Origin of the sequence: Streptomyces sp. NPDC101219, from assembly GCF_044767675.1 — a bacterium.
Classification (GTDB): Bacteria; Actinomycetota; Actinomycetes; order Streptomycetales; family Streptomycetaceae; genus Streptomyces.
The window spans coordinates 55,301-77,233 of the sequence record NZ_JBIWOK010000015.1; the positions used below are offsets into that span (position 1 = coordinate 55,301).

General features: G+C 74.2%; 15 protein-coding genes. 6 read left to right on the plus strand and 9 right to left on the minus strand.

Annotation, left to right across the window (positions count from 1 at the left end; genetic code table 11):
• The first annotated feature begins 20 nt into the window (after positions 1-20).
• Both ACIRPP_RS26040 and ACIRPP_RS26045 read left to right on the plus strand, forming a co-directional pair.
• Complete coding sequence (locus ACIRPP_RS26040; protein ID WP_403647357.1) at positions 21-1,328, plus strand: alpha/beta fold hydrolase; 1,308 nt, start codon at positions 21-23, stop codon at positions 1,326-1,328.
• Positions 1,329-1,443: 115 nt separating this feature from the next.
• The gene (locus ACIRPP_RS26045) at positions 1,444-2,193 is read left to right on the plus strand and encodes a class I SAM-dependent methyltransferase (RefSeq protein WP_403647359.1); all 750 of its coding nucleotides are present in this window, start codon (positions 1,444-1,446) and stop codon (positions 2,191-2,193) included.
• Positions 2,194-2,232: 39 nt separating this feature from the next.
• Here ACIRPP_RS26045 and ACIRPP_RS26050 read toward each other — a convergent pair whose 3' ends face one another.
• Complete coding sequence (locus ACIRPP_RS26050; RefSeq protein ID WP_403647362.1) at positions 2,233-2,943, minus strand: PIG-L deacetylase family protein; 711 nt, start codon at positions 2,941-2,943, stop codon at positions 2,233-2,235.
• A gap of 168 nt (positions 2,944-3,111) precedes the next feature.
• On the opposite strand from ACIRPP_RS26050, the gene ACIRPP_RS26055 reads away from it, so the two are divergent.
• Positions 3,112-3,474 (plus strand): VOC family protein, encoded by a 363-nt coding sequence (locus ACIRPP_RS26055; protein WP_164337228.1) that lies wholly within the window; start codon positions 3,112-3,114, stop codon positions 3,472-3,474.
• Between the two features lie 94 nt (positions 3,475-3,568).
• Here ACIRPP_RS26055 and ACIRPP_RS26060 read toward each other — a convergent pair whose 3' ends face one another.
• The 8 genes from ACIRPP_RS26060 to ACIRPP_RS26095 form a co-directional block, all read right to left on the minus strand.
• Complete coding sequence (locus tag ACIRPP_RS26060; RefSeq protein ID WP_403647366.1) at positions 3,569-4,477, minus strand: DUF6039 family protein; 909 nt, start codon at positions 4,475-4,477, stop codon at positions 3,569-3,571.
• Between the two features lie 77 nt (positions 4,478-4,554).
• On the minus strand, positions 4,555-7,095 hold the full coding sequence (gene fabD, locus ACIRPP_RS26065; protein ID WP_403647369.1) for an ACP S-malonyltransferase: 2,541 nt from the start codon (positions 7,093-7,095) through the stop codon (positions 4,555-4,557).
• A 4-nt stretch (positions 7,096-7,099) separates the two neighbouring features.
• Positions 7,100-7,951 carry a DUF6039 family protein gene (locus ACIRPP_RS26070; RefSeq protein WP_403647593.1) on the minus strand — a complete coding sequence of 284 codons (852 nt, stop codon included), beginning with the start codon at positions 7,949-7,951 and terminating at the stop codon, positions 7,100-7,102.
• A 106-nt stretch (positions 7,952-8,057) separates the two neighbouring features.
• Complete coding sequence (locus ACIRPP_RS26075; protein ID WP_403647372.1) at positions 8,058-9,623, minus strand: MDR family MFS transporter; 1,566 nt, start codon at positions 9,621-9,623, stop codon at positions 8,058-8,060.
• Between the two features lie 281 nt (positions 9,624-9,904).
• On the minus strand, positions 9,905-16,546 hold the full coding sequence (locus tag ACIRPP_RS26080) for a beta-ketoacyl synthase N-terminal-like domain-containing protein (RefSeq protein WP_403647374.1): 6,642 nt from the start codon (positions 16,544-16,546) through the stop codon (positions 9,905-9,907).
• 88 nt (positions 16,547-16,634) lie between these two features.
• A complete protein-coding gene (locus ACIRPP_RS26085; protein ID WP_403647377.1) occupies positions 16,635-17,489 on the minus strand; it encodes an ACP S-malonyltransferase in 855 nt (284 codons plus the stop codon).
• A gap of 4 nt (positions 17,490-17,493) precedes the next feature.
• The gene (locus tag ACIRPP_RS26090; RefSeq protein WP_403647380.1) at positions 17,494-18,261 is read right to left on the minus strand and encodes an enoyl-CoA hydratase/isomerase family protein; all 768 of its coding nucleotides are present in this window, start codon (positions 18,259-18,261) and stop codon (positions 17,494-17,496) included.
• Complete coding sequence (locus ACIRPP_RS26095) at positions 18,261-19,547, minus strand: hydroxymethylglutaryl-CoA synthase family protein (RefSeq protein WP_403647383.1); 1,287 nt, start codon at positions 19,545-19,547, stop codon at positions 18,261-18,263. The genes ACIRPP_RS26090 and ACIRPP_RS26095 overlap by 1 nt, the downstream gene beginning before the upstream one ends.
• Before the next feature lie 197 nt (positions 19,548-19,744).
• On the opposite strand from ACIRPP_RS26095, the gene ACIRPP_RS26100 reads away from it, so the two are divergent.
• From ACIRPP_RS26100 to ACIRPP_RS26110, 3 genes are all read left to right on the plus strand, one after another.
• On the plus strand, positions 19,745-20,515 hold the full coding sequence (locus ACIRPP_RS26100) for a 4'-phosphopantetheinyl transferase family protein (protein ID WP_403647386.1): 771 nt from the start codon (positions 19,745-19,747) through the stop codon (positions 20,513-20,515).
• A gap of 12 nt (positions 20,516-20,527) precedes the next feature.
• Positions 20,528-21,097 (plus strand): YdeI family protein, encoded by a 570-nt coding sequence (locus ACIRPP_RS26105; protein WP_164333065.1) that lies wholly within the window; start codon positions 20,528-20,530, stop codon positions 21,095-21,097.
• Between the two features lie 85 nt (positions 21,098-21,182).
• Positions 21,183-21,893, plus strand: coding sequence for a Crp/Fnr family transcriptional regulator (locus ACIRPP_RS26110; protein WP_403647389.1), 711 nt, complete (start codon positions 21,183-21,185; stop codon positions 21,891-21,893).
• Positions 21,894-21,933 lie beyond the last annotated feature (40 nt).

A 21,933-nucleotide genomic window follows, 5' to 3' on the forward strand; every position in this document is an offset into this window, starting at 1 on the left:
AGGAGGGGGAGGACCCTGGCATGCCCGAGACGCTGGAGGCGTTCCTGTCCGCCGTGCACCGGACGTTCACGGAGGTGACCCGGAAGGCGCCCGACTACTTCGCCGGCCGCCCGTTGCGGGCGGCCGGTCCGCCCGCGGGGGCCGAGGAGGCGGTGCGTGCCGCCTTCGGTGCGACGCTGCGGGCGGCGGACCGGGAGGAGTTCACGGCCGTCGACCGCCTGCTGGACCTGCGCCGCACCGGCCCCGACGGGACGGACGGCCGCCGGGAGGAGAGGGAGAACAGGGAGGACGGGGAGGGCGGGGAGGGCGGGGACGACTGGGCCGGGTGGCGGCGGCGGATGGACCGGCGGACCGCGGTCCGGTCCGCGCGGGCGGCCCGGCTGGCCGGGGTCATGGACCGCCGGGAGGCGCGGGCCGCGGGGTCGCGCGTCCGCTACCGGGCGGGCGGGCAGGGACCGCTCGTGGTGCTGCTGACCGCCCTCGGCCACACCGACGAGGTCTGGTATCCGCTCGCCGAGCGGCTGTTGCCGGGCCGGCGGGTGGTCATGTGGGACGCGGAGGACGCCGCCGGTCCGCCCGGGCCGGCGGAGCGGCGGCTGGACGCCGTGGACGCGGTGCTGGCCGCCGAGGGGGTGCGGTCCTGCGACGTCGTCGGCTGGTGCTCGGGCGCCCAGTTGGCGGTGGAGTACGCGCACCGCCGCCCCGGCGCGGTCCGGGCCGGGGTGCTGCTGCACGGCTCGTATCCGCGCACGGCCACCGACCCCGCCTCCGCCTACGAGCGCAACCTGGCCACGGTGTGCGCGTCCGTGGCCGCGCGGCCCCAGCGGGCCGGGCGCGCGCTGCGGATGCTCACCGGCGCGGGCGGGACCGCCCCGCTGCCCGCCGACGAGCACCTCGCCGCCGTGGAGGCGCTCGCCCGTGTGCCGCCGGGCCTGGAGGCGGTGCTGCGCCACCCGTTCCGGGACGCCGACGCGCTGGTGCGCTACAGCCGGACGCTCGACGGGCTGTGGCGGCGGCCGCTCCCGGAGCCGGCCCCGGGGTCACCGCCCCTGCTGTCGCTGGCGGGCGAGCTGGACCGGGTGGCGGCGCCCGAACCCCCCGCCGCGCTGGCCCCGTGGCTGGCGGGCCGGCACGGGGTGCTCGCGGGGGCGACGCACTACAGCCTCCTCGAACGCCCGGAGGTGGTCGCGGACGTGTGCCGTGCCTTCCTCGACGGTCCGACGGCGGCCCCGCCCGCCACCCGCACCACCGGGGAGGTCCGGTGGGCCGAGGCCGGCGGCCGGGCGGGCCCCGGCCACGCAGCCGTCAGCGCGGGGGCGACGCGATGACCCCCGTCCGCGAACCGGTGCGCCCTGGAGCAACCGATGACCCCCGTCCACGAACCGATCCCTTGGGAGGACGCGATGAACCCGTCCACGAACCGAACCGCGTGGGAGTGACGCGATGAACCAGTCCGTGAAGTTCGACAAGCTGGCCGCCACCTACGATGCCGCCCGCGGGGGCGAGGGGCGCGGCCACATGACCGCGGCCACGATCTCCCCGCACCTGGCGCCCGGCTCCGTGCTGGAGGTCGGGGTGGGCACCGGCGTGGTGGCGGCCGGGCTGGCGGCCCTCGGGCACACCGTGCGCGGGGTGGACGTCTCGCAGCCGATGCTGGACGTCGCCGCGACCCGCTTCGACGGTGAACTCACCGTCGGCGACGGCATGGCGCTGCCCTTCGACGACGCCTCGCAGGACAACGTGGTCTACGTGCACGCCCTGCACCTGATGCCGGACATGACGGGCGCACTGGCGGAGGCGGCGCGGGTGCTGCGGCCCGGCGGCCGGGTCGTGGTGCGCCACGGCGACCCGGTGTCGGAGGCCGACGACCTGGTGCTGATCCTGCGTCAGGTGCAGGCGCGGCAGCCGGACCGCCCCGACGCGCCGGACGCGGTGCGCGAGGCGGTGGGCGCGGCCGGGCTGCGGCTGTGCGAGCAGGGCATGCGGCCGGAGTACGAGAGCGGGATGAACCCGGAGACCTTCATCGCGCTGATCACCGACCGGCAGGTGCCGTTCCTGCAGCGGCTGTCCCCGGAGCGGGCGGCGCAGGTGGTGGAGCCGATCCTGGCGCAGTTGCGGGCGCTGCCGGATCCGCAGCGGGTGCGCCGGCAGGCGTGGTCGTGCTGGCTGACGGTGGCCGAGAAGCCGGCCTGACCCGCCGCGGAGTCCGCGGTGGCCCCGCGGCGGTCCCGGTCAGCAGGGGATCAGTTCGAAGGCCACCGCGGGCACCCCGCCGAAGCGGGCGCCGGTCGCCTGCGCCTGCCCCGCCACGGCGGGGCGTACTGCTTCCCGGGTGTAGCCCAGGCCCTCGAGGTAGGTCGCGTGGGCTTCCAGGGAGCCGACGGCGGCGTCCAGGCCGGTGGAGATGTCGACGGCGTGGGTGGGCGCCGGGGAGTTGGCGACGGCGAGGTACTTCACCGACCAGGGTGCGCCGGCCTCCGGGAGGATCCAGCGGTTCCCGGCGTCGGCCACGGCGTCCAGCGCGCAGCGGCCGAACTCCCGGTGGTCGGGGGCGTTCCAGCGGCCGGTGCCGGTCCGCTCGTGGTGGTTGAAGACGACGACGAGCTGCGGGCGCCGGCGGCGCAGGGCGGCCACCAGATCGGCGCGCAGCCGTTCGTCCGCGCGGACCGCGCCGTCGGGGTGGTCGAGGAAGTCGACGTCGCGGACGCCGACCCGGCCGGCCGCCTCGCGCTGTTCGGCCTCGCGGACCGGGGCCGCGTCGGCGGGCGGCACGCCGTCGATGCCGGCCTCGCCCCGGGTGGCCAGGAGATAGGAGACGGCGTGTCCTTTGCGGGTCCAGACGGCGACCGCTCCGGCCGATCCGAACTCGACGTCGTCGGGGTGGGCGGCCAGGACGAGAGCGTTCTCCCAGTCCTCGGGCATAGGTTCCAGATTCTCGCTCATGAGACGACGGTAGGGCGGGAACCGGACGCCGAATGCTCAATTGTGGGCTGCCTGTTCGGCGACACCCGGCACATCGTGGTGCGGCCCGTTCCGCATCCGTCGATATGCAAGACTGCGTGCGGGAAAACCCGTTGAGAAGCACTCACCGAAAGACCGAGAGGTGGATCGATGACAGCGATTGCCGAGCCCGGGGCCGTCACCTTAAGTTGTTCCGACCCCGAATCGCTCGCGGAGTTCTACGCGAGGACGACCGGCTGGCAGAAGATCTTCAGCAGTGAGTCGGCGGCCTATCTCGCCGGCCAGAACGGCATGCGGATGGGCTTCGTCAGGATCGAGGGGTTCGAGCCCCCGTCCTGGCCGGAGGCCGGGAACCGCGTGCACCTCGACTTCAGCGTCCCGGACCTGGAGAAGGCCGAGGCGGAGTTGCTGGCGCTCGGTGCCACCAAGCCCGAGGAGCAGCCGGGCCAGGGGAAGTGGACGGTCCTGCTGGACCCGGCCGGCTACCCCTTCTGCATCACCACGATGGCCTGACCGGCGTCTGACGGCCGTGTCCCCCGGCCGACGGCACGGGCCGGGCCGGGGGACGCGGTGGCCGGGCCCGCGGGCCCGGTGGACCGGGAGACGGTCAGGCGAAGATCCGCGGCGCGAGGAGGCTGTCGCGGGTCGACCCCTGGAGGATGATCTTGTCCCAGGTGCCGCCGCCGCGCTCCGGCGAGATCCACTCCTGGATGTAGGACGCCCGGGGGGCGTTGGGGTCCGGGCTGGCGTCGAGGGCCATCAGCTCCTGGTAGGCCTCCACGTCGGCCATGTGGATGAAGAAGTGCAGGCGGTCCATCTGCCCGAACGCCTCCTCGAACAGCAGCACCGTGGTGCGGCCCCGCGCGTTGAGGTTGTAGGTCTCCGCGAGGGTCCGGGCCAGGACCCGCGCCTCGGCACGGTAGCCGTGCGCCGCCTGGGCCGTGCGGTGCATGAGAAGCCCCGACGAGGCGCTGGTGACCAGGGACTCCACCGGCAGCGAGGTCTGCCGGGCGGCCGGCAGCAGCCGGAACCGGCCCCGGCCGTTCACCTCCTCCACCGGGTCGACGTCCGCCTTCATCATGGCCTCGGTGGCGGTGCCGAAGATGCCCCAGCGGTGCGGCAGCAGGACGGTCTCCCGTACGCTGCCCGCCTCGAACAGCTCCTCCCAGCCGTCGTCCTCGCCGGACGCGAGGCCGAGGACTCCGCTCCCCCGGTCGGCACCACGCTGGGTCAGGGCGGTGTAGTCGCTCATCGAGCGCAGGTGGACCAGCCAGTGCAGCCGTCCCCGGGTGCCGAAGGCGTCCTCGTAGCTGAGCGCGGTCGCGACGCCCTCGTGCTGCTCGTTGAAGCTCTCCGTCAGGGCGCGGGTCGCGGCGCGGGCGCGCGGACCGTGACCGGCCCGGATCTGCGCGGTGCGCCACAGGACGACCTCGGCGGAAGCGGTGTCGAGGGTCTTGTCCGGCGGTGTGCGCACCTGGTGCTGGGCGGTCGTCGTGGTGGGCAGGGCGTCGTCCATCGGGTACTTCCCTTCGTTCAGGAGCGTTCCGGAGCGTTCAGGGGCGTTCGAGGGCTTCCGGGTGTGTCCGGGTGTGTTCAGGAGGGCGGGCGGGACGCGGTGCGGGCCCCGGCCCCGGCCCCGGCCAGTACGTCCGCCGCGCCGGTCATCAGCAGGTCGGCGATGGCGTCGACGTCGCGCCGCCGCCAGGATTCGAGGGCGGTGCCCTCGACCAGCCGGTTGAAGGCGCCCATGGCGGGGCCGCAGTGGATCTGGTAGTTGGCGGTGTCGTCCTTGGCGCCGTCGAGGGCCGCCCGGGTCGACGCGGCGAAGTACCAGCGGAAGACGAGGGCCATCCTGCGCCGCGGGTCGCGTGCGGCGTCACGGGCGATCTGCGGGCGCCCGGTGTCCCGGTAGTGCCGCACGACGTCCTCCCACACCTCGGCCACCGGGCGGCGGAAGCAGGTGCGTTCGAGGGTGGAGAGGGTGCGGGCGTCGATGTCCTCCAGGCCGTCGTGCCGCCGGTAGAGGTCGTGGAGCTGGTTGGCGCGGGCGGGGAACATGGTGCCCCGGCGGACCACCTGGACCCGGGAGCCGATCTCGAACAGGTCCCCGGCGGGGGCGTAGGCGACGTCCTGCACGTCGAGCCCGGCGAGCAGGTCCTTGACCGCGTCGGAGGTGCCGGCCTGCGGGCTGCACTGGTTGACGCTGCCGGTGAGGACGAAGTCGGCGCCGAGCAGGAAGCAGGCCGCCGCGGCCTCCGGGGTGCCGATCCCGCCCGCCGCGCCGACCCGCACCGGCTCCCCGCCCGTGTCCCGGCCGGCCCGGTCCCGCAGCCGGCGCAGGGTGGGGACGAGCGCGAGGGCGACGCCCTGGTCGGTGTGGCCGCCCGAGTCGGACTCCACGCACAGATCGGAGGCGACCGGCAACTCGGCGGCGACGGCCGCCTCGTCGCGGGTCAGGGCGCCCTCGGCGACCAGGGCGGCGAGAAGTTCGGGGGCGGGCGGGGCGAGGAACTGACGGGCCACCTCGGGGCGGGACACCTTGGCGAGCACCTGACGGGCCGCCACCGGGGTGCCGGCCGCGTCGCGGTGGGCGCCCTTGGCGCGGAACAGCACCAGCGGGGCGGTGACCCGGGTGAACGCGGCGGCCTCCACATGGCGCACGCCGCGTCGCAGGAACAGCTCCACGGTGGCCCGCTCCAGTTCCGGGTCGGCCATGTCGTGCAGGAGGTTCATGCCGTAGGCGGCGCCGGGCGGCAGCCTCCGTTCGATGTCGTCGAGCGCTGCGCCGATCCGGGCGAGGGACAGACCGCCGGCGCCGAAGAAGCCGAACAGTCCGTGCTGCGCCATCCGCACCACCAGGTCGGTGGAGGCGATGCCCTGGTACATGGATCCGGCCACGTAGGCGTGCCGGGTGCGGTAGACCTCCCGGAACCGGGCGGAGCCGAGCACCGTGCCGGGGCGGGCGGCCACGTGTCCGCTGTCGGACGGCGCGGCGGCAGCCGCACCGACGGCCCCGGCGGGAGAGCCCGGTGCGGCGGCCGTGGCGGGGAGCCCCGGGGCAGCCTTCGTCGCCGGGATCGCCGGTGCGGCGGAGGCTGCCCGCGACCCGGGCGCGGCACCCGCGTAACCGGCCGCGCGGGCCGGCGGCCCGGGAGCGGACGGCTCCGGATCAGCTGCCGACGGAGCGGGTACGGCCGTGGGCGCCTCCCCCGTGCGGGCTGCCGGTCCCCGTCCCGAGCCGGCCGCGTACGGGACGCCGGATGCGGATGCCGACGCGTGTCCGCGGCGCACCGCACGGGCCTCCTGCCAGAAACCGGTGAGAATCCGGCCGCGGCCGATCTCCCACACCTCGTCCACCCCGGCGTCCAGCAGGTGGGCCATGGTCTCCGACCAGCGGACCCGCGAGCGGATCTGCCGGCCGAGCAGGTCGGCGACCGGCGTGTCCCGGGGGTACGGCCGGGCCGTCACGTTGGCGATCACGGGCAGGCGCGGGGGCGCGAGCTCCACCCGGGCCAGCGTGTCCGCGAACCGCCGGGCCGCCGAGGCCATGTCACGGGAGTGGAAGGCGGCGCTCACCGGCAGCGGCACGCACCGCACCGCCGGGAGGGCGGTGGTGAGCAGGCGGGTGACCGCCGACACGCCCTCGGGCGAGCCGGAGATCACCACCTGCGTCGGCGCGTTGTCGTTGGCGATCTCGACGTCCTCGCGGCCGGCGTCCGCGAGGAGTCCTTCCACCTCGGTGAGGCCGGCGCCGACGACGGCGGCCATGGCGCCGCCGTCGGCCTCGCCCATCAGCCGGCCGCGTTCGGCGACCAGCCGCAGTCCGGTGGCGAAGTCCAGGACCCCGGCCGCCATGAGCGCGTTGAGTTCGCCGAGGCTGTGCCCGGCGACCACGTCGGGCTCGCCCCGCTCGGCGCGCTGCGCCAGGTAGGTCAGCGCGTGGACGGTGAACAGGGCCGGCTGCGCGTACCGGGTGAGCCGCAGCCGGTCGCCGTCGTCGCACAGGCACAGGTCCCGGACCGAGTAACCGAGGATGTCGTCGGCGAGGGCGCAGTGGTCGGGGAAGGCGTCGAACACGTCGGCGCCCATGCCCCGGCGCTGGCTGCCCTGCCCGGCGAAGAGCAACGCGCGCACGGCGTCAGAGCTGACGGGGGACGAGGAGGGTGTCGGTGACTCCGCCGGGCACGAACGCGTCCGCGCCGGTGCCGCCGCCCTTCTCCGGGGAGATCATCTGCCGTTCGACCAGCTTGCGGAACTTCGGGTCGCGGTCGGGCAGGTTGCGCAGCTCCTCCCACGCCTCGTACGAGGAGAGGTGGATCAGCATGTGCAGCCGGTCCATCGCGCCGAAGGTCTCCTCGTACAGGTAGGAGGTCACCTTGCCGCGCAGGTTCTCGTTGACGTAGTTCTGCCAGGCGAAGGCGTAGTAGCGGGCCTCCTTGCGCATGGGGTACCGGGCCTGGGCGACGCGGTGCACCATCAGCGGGGCGTTGGCGGAGTTGAGCTGCTCCTCCGGCGGCACCGAGGTCTGCCGCCACGCCTCGGGCACCCACGCCTCGTGCTGGTCGTCCTCGCCGTAGTCCAGGCCGTGCTGGGGCACCAGGATGTGCTCGGTGATGCTGCCCTGCACGACCGCGTTGCCCCAGCTGCCGAAGCCTCGGTCGTCGGCGACCACGTCGTCGTTGAGCAGGATCTTGGTGGTCTCGTCGTGGTCGACCATCTCCAGGCTGGCCGCGTAGTCGGCCGGGCTCTTCATGTTGATGAACCAGTGGTGCTTGGCCTGGTCGCCGAACGCCTTCTGGAAGAAGAAGAACGTCATGCCGTTGAGGTCGGCCTTGTTCATGTGCTTGAGGACCTCGGCCACGAAATTCAGGCCCTCTTGTTCATGTCCCGGCTTGAAATGCGCGTAACGCGAGATGATGAATCCCGCATTGCCCGAGTGCAGCAGTTCGCTTTCAGGCCGGTCGACCTGATGGCGGGCCGGCCTCATCATGTCGGTCACCGCGACCTCCGCTCTTCGTCGGATCGGATGTGCCGACCCTAGAAGGAACGGGGATCGCGGCGACGCACAGTTTTGCGCAGACGCCCCTCAGCGTTCTTCAGCGTTCTTCGTCGAGGGCCTTTTCCTTCTCCGATGCGTCCTGGGCGGGCCCGCCCTCGGGCGGGGTGGACTCGGGCATCAGCAGGGACAGGACGAGCGCGAGCACGGCGAACGGCACGACGGTCAGGAACACCGCGGCGAGCGCCTCGCCGTACGCGCCGACGACGACGTCCCGTTGCTCCCGGGCCAGCCCCCTGATGGCGTCGATGCTGCCCAGGGACGCCTCGTCGAGGCCACTGCCCGGCCCGGCCCGGTCCTCCAGCAGTGCGGCGAACCGGCTGTTGAGGACGGCGCCGAGAAGCGCCACGCCGACGGCGGAGCCGAGCCGCTGGAAGAAGCTGACCGCGGCGGTCGCCGCACCGATGTCCGCCGGGGCCACCACGCCCTGGACGGCGGTGATGACCGGCTGGAGGGTGAAGCCCGCGCCGATGCCGAAGACGAAGCCGAGCAGGATGATCAGCCAGCTCGGGGTGTCCGCGCGGATGAAGCCCAGCGGCAGCATGGTGACCACCAGCAGGACGGCGCCGGCCACGGGGAAGACCTTGAAACGGCCCGTGGCGCTCATCCGGTTGCCCGCGTGGATGGAGGCGAAGCCGACGCCCATCATGGTGGGGACGACGGCGAGTCCCGCGGTGAACGGCGACATGCCCTTCACGGCCTGGAAGTACACGGGCAGGAACACCACACCCGTGAACAGGGCGAGACCGGCGATCATGCTGTAGGCCGAGCCGAGGGAGAACAGCCGCAGCTTGAACAGCACCATGGGCACCACGGGTTCGGCGGCCCGCCGCTCCACCAGCACCAGCGCCACGCTCAGCACGACGGTCACGGCCACCAGGCCGAGCGACAGCGGATCGGTCCACCCGCGCTCGCCGCCGGCCCAGGACAGGTAGAGCAGCAGCGGAGTGGTGGCGGCGATGACCAGGGTGGCGCCGAGGTAGTCCACGGTACGGCTGCGGCGCTCGGCGGTGATACCGCGCAGGGCGGAGGCGGTGATGACGAGGGAGAGCAGGCCCAGCGGCACGTTGATCAGGAAGATCCACCGCCAGCCGATCGCGTCGACGAGACCGCCGCCGACCAGGGGGCCGGCGAGGGTGGCGATGCCGAACACCCCGGCGACCATGCCCTGGTAGCGGCCCCGGTCCCGGACCGGGACCACGTCGGCGATCACCGACAGGGCGAGCGCGTACAGCGCTCCGGCGCCGAGGCCCTGCACCGCGCGGGCGGCGATCAGCTGGGTGATCTCCTGGGAGATCCCGCACAGCGCCGAGCCCACGATGAAGACGCTCGTCGCCACGACGAACACGATGCGGCGCCCGAACTGGTCGGAGACCTTGCCCCAGACGGGGGTGCTCGCCATCGAGGTCAGCAGGTAGGCGGTGATCACCCAGGCCAGGTTCTCCAGGCCGCCCACGTCACTGACGATGCTGGGCAGGGCCGTGCTCACCACGGTCTGGTCCAGCGCGGACAGCAGCAGGCCGGTCATCACGCCGATGACGGCGCGGTTGATCTGCCGCTTGCTCAGTTCCGGCCCGGAGGAGACCGGCGGGTTCGACGTCGTCATGGGCTGTCGAGAGCCCGGCCCGTGCGGGCCCGGTCCCCCGTCCCCCTTCCTGTTCCGAGCCCGCGGATCTCCCCGCACGGCTCACCGATGAGCTTCTTCCGTGGTGCTGCAAGCGGCCGGCCGGTGGTTCAACGGCCGCCCGGCGCCGCCGGATCCGGGGCGTGGCACTGGCGTGGGACGATACCTTCCGCACCGGACGGCCGTACGGATTTCACGGCCTTCGGACCGTGTCCGCCGAGAGATGTCTCATAACGTCCACCCGGGGTCGGTCAGGGGTTTGATCACCGGAAAGCCAGACGCAGCGCGGGCCGTGACACCGGCCCGTCGGCCGACGGGCCATCGGAGGCGGACGGGCCATCGGGGGCCGACGGGCCGCCGGAGGCCGACGGGCCATCGGAAGCCGACGGGCCGCCGGGCCGGTCCAGCCACAGCCGTCGCCGGTCGAAGGCGATCGGCGGCCTGCTCCTGCGGCGTTCACCGGCCGCATCCAGCTGGGCGGGCGGGGCCTCGGCGACCACGACGTGCGCGTTGGTGCCGCCGAAGCCGAAGGAACTCACCCCGGCCACCCGGGGCCTGCCGGGCAGCGGCCAGTCCCGGGCCTCGGCGGCCAGGGCGAACGGCGAATCGTCCAGGTCCAGGCGGGGGTTGGGCGTCTCACAGTGCAGGGTGGGCGGCACCGTGCCGTGCCGCACGGCGAGCAGCGCCTTCAGCAGACCGGCCGCCCCGGCCGCGTGCAGGAGGTGGCCCACGTTCGTCTTGACCGAGCCGAGCAGGCAGGGGCCGTCGCGGTGGTCACGGTCCTCGTCGAAGACGGTGCGCAGGGCCCGGAACTCCAGCGGGTCACCGATCGCGGTGCCGGTGCCGTGCGCCTCGATCATGCCGACCTCGGCGGGCTTGCGTCCGGCGTCGCGCAGCGCCCGCCGGACCGCGGCGGCCTGGGCGGCCGGGTTCGGAGTGGTGAGGCCCATGGTGCGGCCGTCGTTGGTGACGGCGGAGCCCTCGATGACGCCGTGCACCGGGTCGCCGTCGCGCAGGGCCGCGTGCAGCGGCTTGAGCAGCAGCACGACGCTGCCCTCCCCCGGGACGAAGCCGTCGGCACGCCGGTCGAAGGCGGCACAGCGGCCGGTGGGCGACAGCGCGCCCGCGGCCGAGAACTCCAGGTACGGGCTCTCGTCCAGCAGTACGCTGCTGCCTCCGGCGATCGCCGCCTCGCTCTCCCCGCTGCGCAGGCTCTGGCAGGCCAGGTGGACGGCCACCAGGGACGAGGAGCAGGCGCTGTCCACGACGAGGTGCGGGCCGCGCAGATCGAAGTGCTGGCCGACGTGCGAGGCGACGAAGTTCGGGTCCGACTCGGGGACTTCGGCCCGTATGCCGCCACGCGCCGCGTAGTCCGTGCCGCGGGCCCCGGCGAACAGGCCCACGTCCCGTCCGGCGAGTTCGGGGCCTTCCAGTCCGGCGTCGCGCAGACAGTCGGCGGTGGTCTCCAGGAACAGCCTGATGGTGGGGTCGAGACAGCGGGCCTGCTCGTCGGTGAGCCCGAAGTGGCCCGCGTCGAACTCCTCGATGCCGTCGACGAATCCGCCCCACTTGCCGACGGTGCGGCCGGGCTGCGGGGTGGGCCGGTGGAAGCGGGAGGCGTCCCAGCGCTCGGGCGGCACCTCACCGACGGCGAGGTGGCCCGCCGCCAGGTTGCGCCAGAACGTGGCCACGTCCGGCGCCCCGGGCAGCCGGCACGCCATGCCGATCACGGCGATGGTGTCCCGGTCGGGTTCGGGCGCGGGCAGGCGCGGGGCGGCGGGCGTCCGGGCCGCCGGGGCGTCCTGCGGGACCGTCGGCTGCTGGTGGGAGGTGTTGTGCGGCGTGGCTGCGGCGGTGGAGGGCGTGACGGTGACGGCGGGTGCGCCGTCGGACCCGGGCGGCGCCGTAGCGGAGCCGGAACCGTCGTCCGTGGTGGGCGCGTCGGACGGCTCCGTCCGGTCGGCCGCGGCCACTTCCGGCAGCAGGGCGTGCAGCCGGTCGGCGAGCGTGCGCAGGGTGCTGTGTTCGACCAGGAGTGTCGGGTCGAGGGCCCGGCCCACGTGCTGCTCGATGGCGTCCAGGAGTTCGCCGAGCATCACCGACTCCACGCCCAGTTCGGCGAATTCGGCGGTGGGATCGAAGTCGGCGGCCGGGATCCCGACGACGCCGGCGAAGATGTCGGCCAGCCAGCCGGGGACGGGACGCTGCCCGGCCGGCCCCGAGGGCGCGGGCGCAGGTGCCGCGACGGGCGTGGCGGCGCGGTCGGGGAGCGCGGGCCCGGCGGCGGCCGGTGCGGCGGCGGGCTCCGCGGCCGTCGCGCCGGGCAGGCGGAGCAGCGCCGTCGGGTCGGCGGCGTGCAGGGGGCGCAGGGCCACCACCGGGCCGCCGGGCAGGGCGGTGACGACGTGGTCGAGGGCATGCAGCGCCTCCTCGTCCCCGGCCGCGTCGAGACCGAAGCGCGCCCCGGGGTTGCCCGCACCGGGGCGGGCCCCGCTGTCTCGCCACATCGGCCAGGCGACGGAGTGCAGCCAGGGGGTGTCCGGGGCGTGCCGTGCGGTGAAGTCGTCGACGAAGCTGTTGGCCGCGGCGTACTCCAGCACTCCCCCGGCGACGGGCGGCACCACGGCGGACAGGGACGAGAAGGCGAGCAGGAAGTCGGGCCGGTCGGGCAGGCACAGCTCGTAGAGGACTTCCAGCGCCTCCGCCTTAGGCTCGAACACCCGCTGGATGTCGGCCCGTTGCCGTGCGGCGAAGGCTCCCACGGGCGGGGTGACGGCGGCGCAGTGCACGGCGCCCCGCACGGGTCCGCTCTCCTCGCGGACCTGGTCGAGGAACGCCCCGAGACCGGCGGCGTCCAGCAGGGACCCGCGGTGGACGTGCACGCGGGCCCCGGCCGCCTCCAGGGCGCGGACGGTCTCCACGGCCGCCCGGGAGGCCGCGTCCAGGCCGGGGGCGTCCCACCGGTCGTCCGGCGGCAGGGAGCGGGCGCCCAGCAGCGCGAGGTGGCGGGCCCCGCGGTCCACGAGGTGGCGGGCGACCCGGGCGCCGATGCCGCGGGTGGCACCGGTGAGCAGGTAGGTGCCGTAGTGGTCGAGGCGGGGGGCCTTGGGCCGCGTGCCGGTGAGGGGGGTGAGCCGGGGGAGGTATGCCTGGCCGGCGCGGTGGACCACTTCGCCGTAGGGGTTCCCGGGGAGCGCGGCCAGCAGTTCTCCGGCCTGGGCCGAGGGCGTGCCGCCGGCCGGGTCGAGGTCGACGGTGATGCCGGTGAGGTGGTTGCTCTCGGCCCCCAGGAACCGGACGAAGCCGGCCAGCCGTGCCCCGGCGCCGCTGCGCGGTCCCGGCTCCGCGCCTACGGTGCGCCGTCCGCGGGTGGCGTGCAGGACGTGCAGCGGCCGGGTCCGGCCGGCCGCGCGGCGCCCGGGGCCGGTGGCGGCGAACCGCTGGAGCAGGGCGAGGCGTTCCTGCCAGGGTCCGGGGTCGTCGGTGGCCCGGTCGACGTCGGCGAGGTCGAGGACGGCGGTGAGGTCGGGGTGAGCGGCGAGGGCCCGGTCGGCGAGCTCGGCGCCCGAGGTGCCGGAGGTGCCGGACAGGGTGGCGTGCGCCTCGCCGGCCGCCGCATCCTCCCGGATGAGGAACACCTGGCCGGCACCGGCCCGGGCGACGACGGCACGGGCGAGCGCGGCGCTGCCGGGTCCGTAGACGCACACCAGGGCGCCGGGCGGGCCGGCGGGCGCGGTGACGGCACCGGCGGCATGCCAGGTCCTGCGGTACAGCGGCAGCCCGGCGGCGGCGTCCGGCCCGGCCGGGACGGGCTCGGAGGACGCGGAGGCGGCGGGGGTGGCAGGAGTCGCGGGCCAGTGGGACGACTCGGGTACGGGGGGTGCGGAATCGGCAGGCGAGGCGGGCCGGTGGGACGACTCGGGTACGGGCGGTGCGGAGACGGCCGGGGTGGCGGGCCGGTGGGCCGGCTCGGGATCCGGGGCCACGAAAGCGGCAGGCGGGGCGGGCCGACGGGACGTCTCGGACTCGAAGGACGCGGAAACGGCACGCGTGGCAGGCCGGTGGGACGACTCGGGTACGGGGGGTGCCGAGGCGGCCGGGATGTCGGGCCGGTCGGCCGGCTCGGGCAGCCAGCAGCGCATGCGGGCGAACGGGTAGGCGGGCAGCGGCACGATCCGCGGGCGCCGTCCGGTGGGCGGTGCGATACGGACCGGACGGCCGGTGACCCACTGGCGGGCGAGCTCCTCCGGGTCGCCGGCGGCCAGGGGTTCGGCGCGGGTCCGGTCCGAGGGTGCCCGGCCGCGGTGGACGCCGGCGGCCGGGTCGCCGGCGAGGTGGCGGCGCAGCCGGTCGGCCAGTTCGCCGACTCCGCGGACCACCAGCGCGGCCCGCTCCCGCAGGTGGTGGCGTCCTTCGGCGAGGGTGAAGGCGAGGTCGGCCAGGTCGGTGGCCGGGTGGTCGCGCAGGTGGGCCAGCAGCCGGGTGACGACCTCGCGCAGCCGGTCCCTGTCGTAGGCGGAGAGCAGGACCGGCGTGGGGGCGGGCGGTGTGGGGTCCGCGGGGGCGTCGGGGGCGAGATGGGCGGGCGGTTCCTCCAGGACGACGTGCGCGAGGGTGCCGCCCGCGCCGAAGGAGCTGACCCCGGCCCGGCGGGGTGCGCTGCCGGGCGTGTCCCAGGGCTGGAGCGTGCGCTGGACGCGCAGCGGGGAGTGCTCCCAGTCGATGTCGGGGTTGAGTTCGTCGGCGTGCAGGGAGGGGACGAGCGTGCGGTGCGCGAACTGCAGCACCACCTTGGCCGCTCCGGCCAGCCCGGCCGATGCCTCGGCGTGCCCGATGTTGGACTTCACGGAGCCGATCGGCAGGGTGCCGCGGCCGCGGTCGTCCCCGGCGAAGATCCGGTGCAGGCCGTCGGCCTCGATCGGGTCGCCGAGGGCCGTTCCGGCGCCGTGCGCCTCCAGGTAGCCGATGTCCGACGGGTCCAGGCCGGCGTCCGCCAGCGCCTGGCGGACCACCTCGGCCTGGGCGGTGGGGCTGGGCACGATCCAGCCGTTGGTGCGGCCGGCGTTGATGACGGCGGTGCCGGACACGAGGGCGTGGACCCGGTCGCCGGCGGCCTCGGCGGCGGACAGCGGTTTGAGGAGGAGCGCGCAGACGGCCTCGGCGGGCACCATGCCGTCGCCGCCGCGGCCGAAGCTGCGGCACAGGTGGTCGCCGGAGGCGCCGCCGAGCCGGTCGATCTGGCGGAACTTGTTGGGGTGCAGCGACAGGTTGGTCGCGGCGACCACGGCGGCCTCGCACTCCCCCGCCCGCAGGGCGCGGGCCGCGAGGTGCAGGGCGACCAGCGACGCGGAGCACATGGTGTCCACGGTCATGCTGGGGCCGTGCAGGTCGAAGGCGTACGACACGCGGTTGGCGATCCCGGCGACGGTGGAGCCGCTGTCGGCGGGCGGGCCGAGCAGGCTCTGCTCCACCCCGAAGTAGGGGTACTCGTTGTACATGGAGCCGACGTAGACGCCGACCCGGGAATCGTGGGCGGCGCGCAGCCGGGCCGCGGGGTATCCGGCGTCGTCGAGGGCCTCCCAGACCACTTCCAGGCACAGCCGTTCCTGCGGGTCCATGAGTGCGGCGTGCCGGGGGGTGATGCCGAGGAGCAGCGGGTCGAAGCGGTCCACGTCGGCGAGGTAGCCGCCGTGCATGAGGGAGGTGGGCCAGCCCGGCCGCAGGCGGTCCTGCGGGACGGGTCCGACGGCGCAGGTTCCGGTGCGCAGCAGGTCCCAGAACTCGGTCAGGGAGGCGGCTCCCGGGAAGCGGCCCGCGATCCCGACCACGGCCAGCGGCTCGGCGCGGTCGCGTGCCGGGACGGTGGGCGCCGGGGTGGCGGCGGGGGTGGGCGCCGTGGCACGGGGTGCTGCGGCCGGGGCGGGCTCCGGCCCGGGCGCCGCTTCGCCGGGTGTGCCGGCCGCGGGCGGTGCGGGGTGCCGGGCGGCCAGGGCCTCGGCGACGTCGGCGAGGGTGCCGTGCTGGAAGAAGAGGGTGCGGCTGCGCTCCCCCAGGTCCTCCTCCAGCCGGGAGTTCAGCCGGGTGATGAGGAACGAGCTGAGCCCGAAGTCCTCCAGCGGGACGTCGGCGCGGACGTCCTCGACGGCGAGTTGGGCGGTCTCCGCGAACACCCGGCGCAGGTACTCCGTCGCCCAGCCGCCGTCGGCGGGGGCCGCGCCGCGCGGTGTCCGGGGTGCCTCGGGCGCGGACGGGGCGGTGTCCGCGCCCCGGGGTGAGTACGGGTCCGGCACGGCATCCCGCGGAGTGTCCGAGGCCGTGGGCTCCCCCATGCTGCCCCGGTCGTCCGAGGCGGCCGGCTCCCCCATGCTGCCCCGGTCGTCCGAGGCGGCCGGCTCCCCCATGCTGCCCCGGTCGTCCGAGGCGGCCGGCTCCCACGTGCTCCCCCGGTCCTGAGAGGTGCCGGGCGGGTCGTCGAGGTCGTCGAACGGGTAGGCGGGCAGGGCCACTTTCCGCCGGGGGGCGGGCCACAGGCCGCGCCAGTCCACGTGGCCGCCCGACAGCCACACCGCCAGCGCCTCCTGGGCGTCGGACACGGGAGCCGGGTCGGCGGTGTGCGAGGTGGCGAGGTGGGCGACGACCGAGCGGCGGGCCGCGGCCGCCGGGCGGCCGTGGACCACGTCGTCCAGGGCGGTGCGCAGCTCGGCGAGGCTGCCGCACAGGACGGCGAGCCGGTGGCCGAGCGGCACCCGCCCGGTCTGGGTCGTGAAGGCGAGGTCGGCGAGAGCAGGGGCCCCTGCGGTGTCCCGCGTGTCGTCGAGGTGGTCCCGGTAGAGCCGGGCCAGGCGCACGAGCCGTTCCTCGTCCGCCGCCGAGAGGAGGACCATCTGAACCTTCGCGTCGTGCACCACGTTCACCCCTGTCGTCCGACGGCCGGTGTCCGGAGCCGAAGCTAGCGGCGGGACGGGGCGGGCCCCGCTCACTCCTGAGCGTCGGTCAGCGCACGGGGGTGACGTCCCGCGCGGTACAGGCCGTCCACAGCTTGGGCAGCAGCCCGCCGGATCCGGCCTGGCGCAGCCGGGTCACTCCGGCCCCGCTGAGGTAGGTCATGCTCTCGGACCAGCGCACGGGCCGGTACAGGTGCTGGGCGAGCAGTTCGGCGAGGCGTTCCGGCCGGTGCGGCCGGGCGGTCACGTTGGAGACGACGGGGATGCGGGGGGCGCGGAAGGGCACCTGGGCGAGCGCCTCGGCGAATCCGGCGGCGGCCGTGGCCATGTAGCGGGAGTGGCCGGGGTTCGGGGCGTCGATGAGGGTGGCCCGGCCGGTACCGCCGCGGCGTACGACGGCGGCGAGGGCGCGCAGCGAGCCGGTCGGGCCGGACAGGACGGTCTGGTCGGGGGCGTTGAGGTTGGCGAGGTCGAGGTCGGTGAAACCCTCGGTGGCCAGGACGGCGGTCAGTGCGTCGGTGCCGAGTCCGGTGACCGCCAGCATGCCGCCCGGGACGGGACACTCGGAGATCAGCCGGGCGCGCAGGAGGACGAGCCGGAGGCCGGTGGCGAAGTCGATGCTGCCGGCGTGGCAGAGCGCGGTCAGTTCGCCCATGCTGTGCCCGGCCAGGTAGGCGGGTTCGGGCTCGTCGAGCGCGGCGAGGTGGGTGAGGACGAACAGGGTCGGCTGGGTCCGGGTCAGGTGCCGCCAGGGGGTGCCGGACTGCGCGGTGAGGACGGGGCGCAGGGCGTGGCCGAGGATGTCCTCGGCCTGCCGCGCGCGGTCGGGGTACCGGTCGAGGAGCTCCGCGCCCTTCGGTCCGCGCAGCGCGCCCTGCCCGGGGAAGGCGAGCGCCGTCAGCACGCGTCTACACCTCCCACGGCATCCGCTGGTGGCGTACGAAGTTGTCGATCCGGGTGCGGACGACGGGTGAGTCGAGGAGCCGCGCGAACACCTCTGTGGCGTGGTCGCGGGCGGTGTCCGGCAGGGGGGCGAGGCGGGCGCAGTACGCCTTGGCCTCGGCGACCGTGGGCCGGTCGATCTTGGTGACGCGGCCCAGGAGCCGGCGCCGCTGCTGCCCGTGGGTGCCCTCCAGCTCGTCGACCAGGCCGAAGGAGCGGGCGTCGGACGCGGTGACGGTGGCGGTCGACAGGGTCATGGCGTACGCCCGCTGGAAGCCGACCCGGCGCATGAGGAACGGCAGGATGGCGCAGGGCAGCAGGCCCCACAGGGCCTCGGGCAGGGCGAAGGTGCTGCGTTCGGTGGCGAGCACCAGGTCGCAGGCGGCGGCGAGTCCGACTCCCCCGCCGAGCACCTGGCCGTCGACCGAGGCGAGCACCGTCACGGGGACCTCGGTGATGCGGCGCAGCAGGTCGAAGAAGTCGCTGCCGCCCTTGGTCTGCCGGTCGGCGGAGAGCTCGGCGAGGTCCATGCCGGAGCAGAGGGTGCCCCCGGTGCCCTCGACGACGACGGCGCGGGTGCGCGGGTCGGCCGCCGCCGCTTCGAGGGCGTCGCGCAGCAGGCCGACGTCGTCGGCGGTGAGGCTGTTGCGCCGGTGCGGCCGGTTGATGACGAGGCGGACGACGGGGCCGTCGCGGTCGGTGAGGACGGCGGGGCCGGTGGTGTGTGTGGTCATCAGGTCCACCCGTACTGGCGGTGGTAGCCGTCGATGCGTTCCAGCACCAGCAGGCCGCGGCCGGTGAACTCCTTGCCCAGCTCGCCGTAGGAGTCCAGGTCGAAGCGGGCGTCGCGGACGCCGAACCGGGCCCGGTCGCCGGCGGCGGCGACGGTGTCGTACTCGGCGACGGTCAGCGGGCGGCGGGCGGCCAGGGCCTCCTCCACCCCGAGCGAGGCGAGGTCGTGGACGGCGCGGGGGTGGACGACGCCGCTGAAGAACTCCGAGGCGCAGCCGGAGCCGTAGGAGAACAGGCCGATGCGGCGGGGTTCGGTGAAGTCGCCGTGCCGGATGAGCGAGCACAGGGCGAGGTAGAGGGAGGCGGAGAAGATGTTGCCGACCTCGGCGCCGTACTCCATGGAGGGGCGTACCCGGCGCTCGTAATCGGCGTCGACCTCGTCGCGGCCTGCCGTGCGCTGCTGGCGCAGCAGGCGCCGGTGGGCGCCGCGGACCATGCCGACGAACGGGGTGTGGAAGGCGAGGTATGCGAAGCCGTCGACGATGTCGGCGCCGTCGACGCGGTCGCGGTAGGCCTCGAAGGAGTGCTGCAGGCATTCCAGGTAGGCCAGCATGGACACGTCCTGGTTGACGATGTCGATGCCGGGGCCGGGGCGGAAGGTGTCCATGACCTCGAAGGTGTGGCAGCCGCTGGCGCCGAGGTCGAGTTCCAGGGCGGTGGCGTCCCGGCCGACGAGCATGGCGACGGCTCCGGCGCCCTCGGCGCCCTCCCACTGTTCGCCGAGCGCGGGCACCCCGGCGGCGTCGGCGGCGACGACCAGGGCCAGCGCGTCGTCGTAGGGGCCGGCGTGCACCATGCCGGCCGCGGTGTGCAGGGCCGCGGTGCCTCCGTAGCAGGCCTGTTTGACCTCGAAGGAGCGGCAGCGGGGGCCCAGTTCGAGGTAGCGGTGCACGTAGGTGCTGAGGGACTTGCCGAGGTCCACGCCGGACTCGGTCGCGACGACAACCGCCTCGATGCGGTCGCGTTCGGCGGGGGTGAGGCGGCGGACCAGCGGGAGGGCGGCGTTGACGGCGTTGGTCACCGCGTCCTCGAACGGCATGTTGACCGATTTGCGGCGCATCATGAGGTTGCCGAAGCGGCTCATGTCGTGGCCCCGCGCCTCGTAGAGGCTCCTGATGTCGACGCTCATCCGTCCCACGTACGGGTGGAGGGCTCTGATTCCCACGCCCATGCGGCTCTCCCGTCTGCCGGAACGCGCCGGCGTCCGTCTGGCCCGGGGGCCGATCATGCACGGGGCGGAGGGGATGCGGCTGCACACTATTGCGCAGTCGGGGGGCGGGTTCGGCCATGACACTGGCGCAGGCCGGATGACCGGAAACGGAACGTTCCGTTACGCGGGCCGGGGATCTCCGGTTGGCGCGTACGGGGGGTTTTCAGGCCGCTCGTCCCGTGTTCGGATGTGCCTGCGAAGGGGGGTGCTCGACGATGCGAGACAGTCGGCGGGTGGCGCACGTGTGGTGCCGGACGGTGGCCGAGACGGCCGGATCCGGTGACGTTCTTCGTCCGGCGGATGTCGAGTGGGCCCTGGACGAGGCCGAGTTGCGGCGCAGAGAAACGTTGCGCCGCTCGTCGGACCGGTCCCTGTTCACCGCGGCCTGGGGGCTGGTGCGCCACGCCCTCAGCGAGGTCGAACCCCGGGTCGGTCCCCACGAGTGGCGGTTCCTGCGCTCGGGTCTCGGCCGCCCCGAGGTGCACGCCCCCGACTGGTGCCGGTCGCTCCGCTTCAACCTGTCGCACACGGACGGGACGGTGGCCTGCGTGGTCACCCGGGAGCTGCGGTGCGGGGTGGACGCGGAGCGCTCCGGCCGGGCGCTGCCGCTCGGCCGGCTGGCGCGGGCGGTGCTGTCGCCGCGGGAGCAGCGGGAGTTGGACGCGGCCCCCGCCGGGCGGCGCCAGGAACTGTTCCTGCGCTACTGGACGGTGAAGGAGGCGTACCTGAAGGCGATCGGGAGCGGGATGCGATTCCCCATGACGGCCTGCGAGTTCGACGTGGGGACCGGCCGGCCACGGCTGCGTTCGCTCGGCGCGGGGCACGAGCACGCCCGGTACACGTTCCGGCAGTGGGCGGCGCCCGACGGCGGGTTCCTCGCGGTCGCGGTCCAGGGCGGCACCGTGCACGGGCCGGAGCAGGACGTCCCGGTCCGGGTGCGGACACCCCGGCCCCGCGAAGAAAGTCCGCAGCCCACCGCCTTCTGATTGGATCCATGCATGAGCGAACCAACCATCCCTTTCGAGGATCAGGCCCAGTGGGAGCAGTGGCTGGAGGAGAACCACGAAAGCGCGGCCGGCGTGTGGGTGAAGATCGCGAAGAAGGCCAGTGGCATTCCGAGCGTCACCTACTCCGAGGCCCTCGACGTCGCGGTCTGCTTCGGCTGGATCGACAGTCAGCGCGACAAGGTCGACGACCTGTACTGGCAGCAGCGGTTCACTCCGCGGACCAAGAAGAGCCCCTGGTCCCAGGTGAACCGGGAACGGGTCGAACGACTGGCGGCGGAAGGCCGCATCCGGCCGGCCGGGCAGCGGGAGATCGACGCCGCCAAGGCCGACGGACGGTGGGAGGCGGCCTACGCCTCGCAGAGCAAGATGACCGTCCCGGACGACCTGCAGGACGCCCTGCTGGAAGTGCCCGAGGCGGCGGAGTTCTTCGCCACCCTGAACAGCAAGAACCGGTACGCGATCCTGTATCGCGTGCAGAGCGCCAAAAAACCCGAGACACGCGCCAAGAGGATTGAAAAGTTCGTCACCATGATGGCGAACCATGAATTGATCTATCCGTGACGACCCGTGGTCGGGGCCCGGCACGTCCGGGCCCCCGCCCACACCTGCCGTCACACACCGGCATGAACAACGGGGAGGGGTTTCGGTGCAGCACGTTCGAATCGGCAAGTCTGCCCTTTATTCGCACCTGCTTCAGGTCGTGGAGAACCGCAAGATCTCGTTGACCCCCATCAATCTGGAGCGCGGGTACAACCTGTACACGTGCGGCGAAAGCATCGACGACCTCTTCCTGATCGTGCAGGGCGGCATCAAACTCACCACCAGCGCCCACAGCGGCAAGGAATGTATTCTCGACATATGTCGCCGCGGCGACATCTTAGGAGCGCTTTCCCTGCTGCCGTCCGTGCACGAGGAATCCGCCACGGCTATGCTGGACAGCCGCGTACTGCGCATCAACCGCCGGGAATTCATCCGCATCCTGCGCAGCGACCCCGATCTCTTCCAGAGCTGGAGTCATCATCTGGCCCAGCGGATACGGCAGCGGGAAAGCACCATCAAGCACCTCGTCACCATGAAGTGCGAATACCGCCTGGCCGCGATCCTGCTCCACCTCTCCGACCGGTTCGCCGGGCAGAAGTCCCAGTGGCAGCACATCGACGCCCGCATCACCCACGACGAACTGGCCGCGATGGTCGGCACGACCCGCTCCCGCATCGGCTTCTTCCTGAAGAACTTCAACGTCCGCGGGCTCGTGAAACGCCTGCCGGACGGCACCCTGCTCGTCAACTCCGGCACCATCTCGGCCTTCATCGCCACCGACCCCGACGAGACGCAGCCGGTGCTCCAGCACGCGTGAGCCCGCGCCGGTGGAGAGCCTCCGCGCCCGGGAAAACCGG

Bases quoted from the DNA above. Each gene is read 5' to 3' on its own strand.
- ACIRPP_RS26050 (WP_403647362.1), bottom strand. From the start codon at position 2,943: ATGAGCGAGAATCTGGAACCTATGCCCGAGGACTGGGAGAACGCTCTC.
- ACIRPP_RS26100 (WP_403647386.1), top strand. From the start codon at position 19,745: ATGCGAGACAGTCGGCGGGTGGCGCACGTGTGGTGCCGGACGGTGGCC.
- ACIRPP_RS26040 (WP_403647357.1), top strand. From the start codon at position 21: ATGCCCGAGACGCTGGAGGCGTTCCTGTCCGCCGTGCACCGGACGTTC.
- ACIRPP_RS26070 (WP_403647593.1), bottom strand. From the start codon at position 7,951: ATGATGAGGCCGGCCCGCCATCAGGTCGACCGGCCTGAAAGCGAACTG.
- ACIRPP_RS26095 (WP_403647383.1), bottom strand. From the start codon at position 19,547: ATGATCGGCCCCCGGGCCAGACGGACGCCGGCGCGTTCCGGCAGACGG.
- ACIRPP_RS26105 (WP_164333065.1), top strand. From the start codon at position 20,528: ATGAGCGAACCAACCATCCCTTTCGAGGATCAGGCCCAGTGGGAGCAG.
- ACIRPP_RS26075 (WP_403647372.1), bottom strand. From the start codon at position 9,623: ATGACGACGTCGAACCCGCCGGTCTCCTCCGGGCCGGAACTGAGCAAG.
- ACIRPP_RS26045 (WP_403647359.1), top strand. From the start codon at position 1,444: ATGAACCAGTCCGTGAAGTTCGACAAGCTGGCCGCCACCTACGATGCC.
- ACIRPP_RS26060 (WP_403647366.1), bottom strand. From the start codon at position 4,477: ATGGACGACGCCCTGCCCACCACGACGACCGCCCAGCACCAGGTGCGC.
- ACIRPP_RS26090 (WP_403647380.1), bottom strand. From the start codon at position 18,261: ATGACCACACACACCACCGGCCCCGCCGTCCTCACCGACCGCGACGGC.
- ACIRPP_RS26055 (WP_164337228.1), top strand. From the start codon at position 3,112: ATGACAGCGATTGCCGAGCCCGGGGCCGTCACCTTAAGTTGTTCCGAC.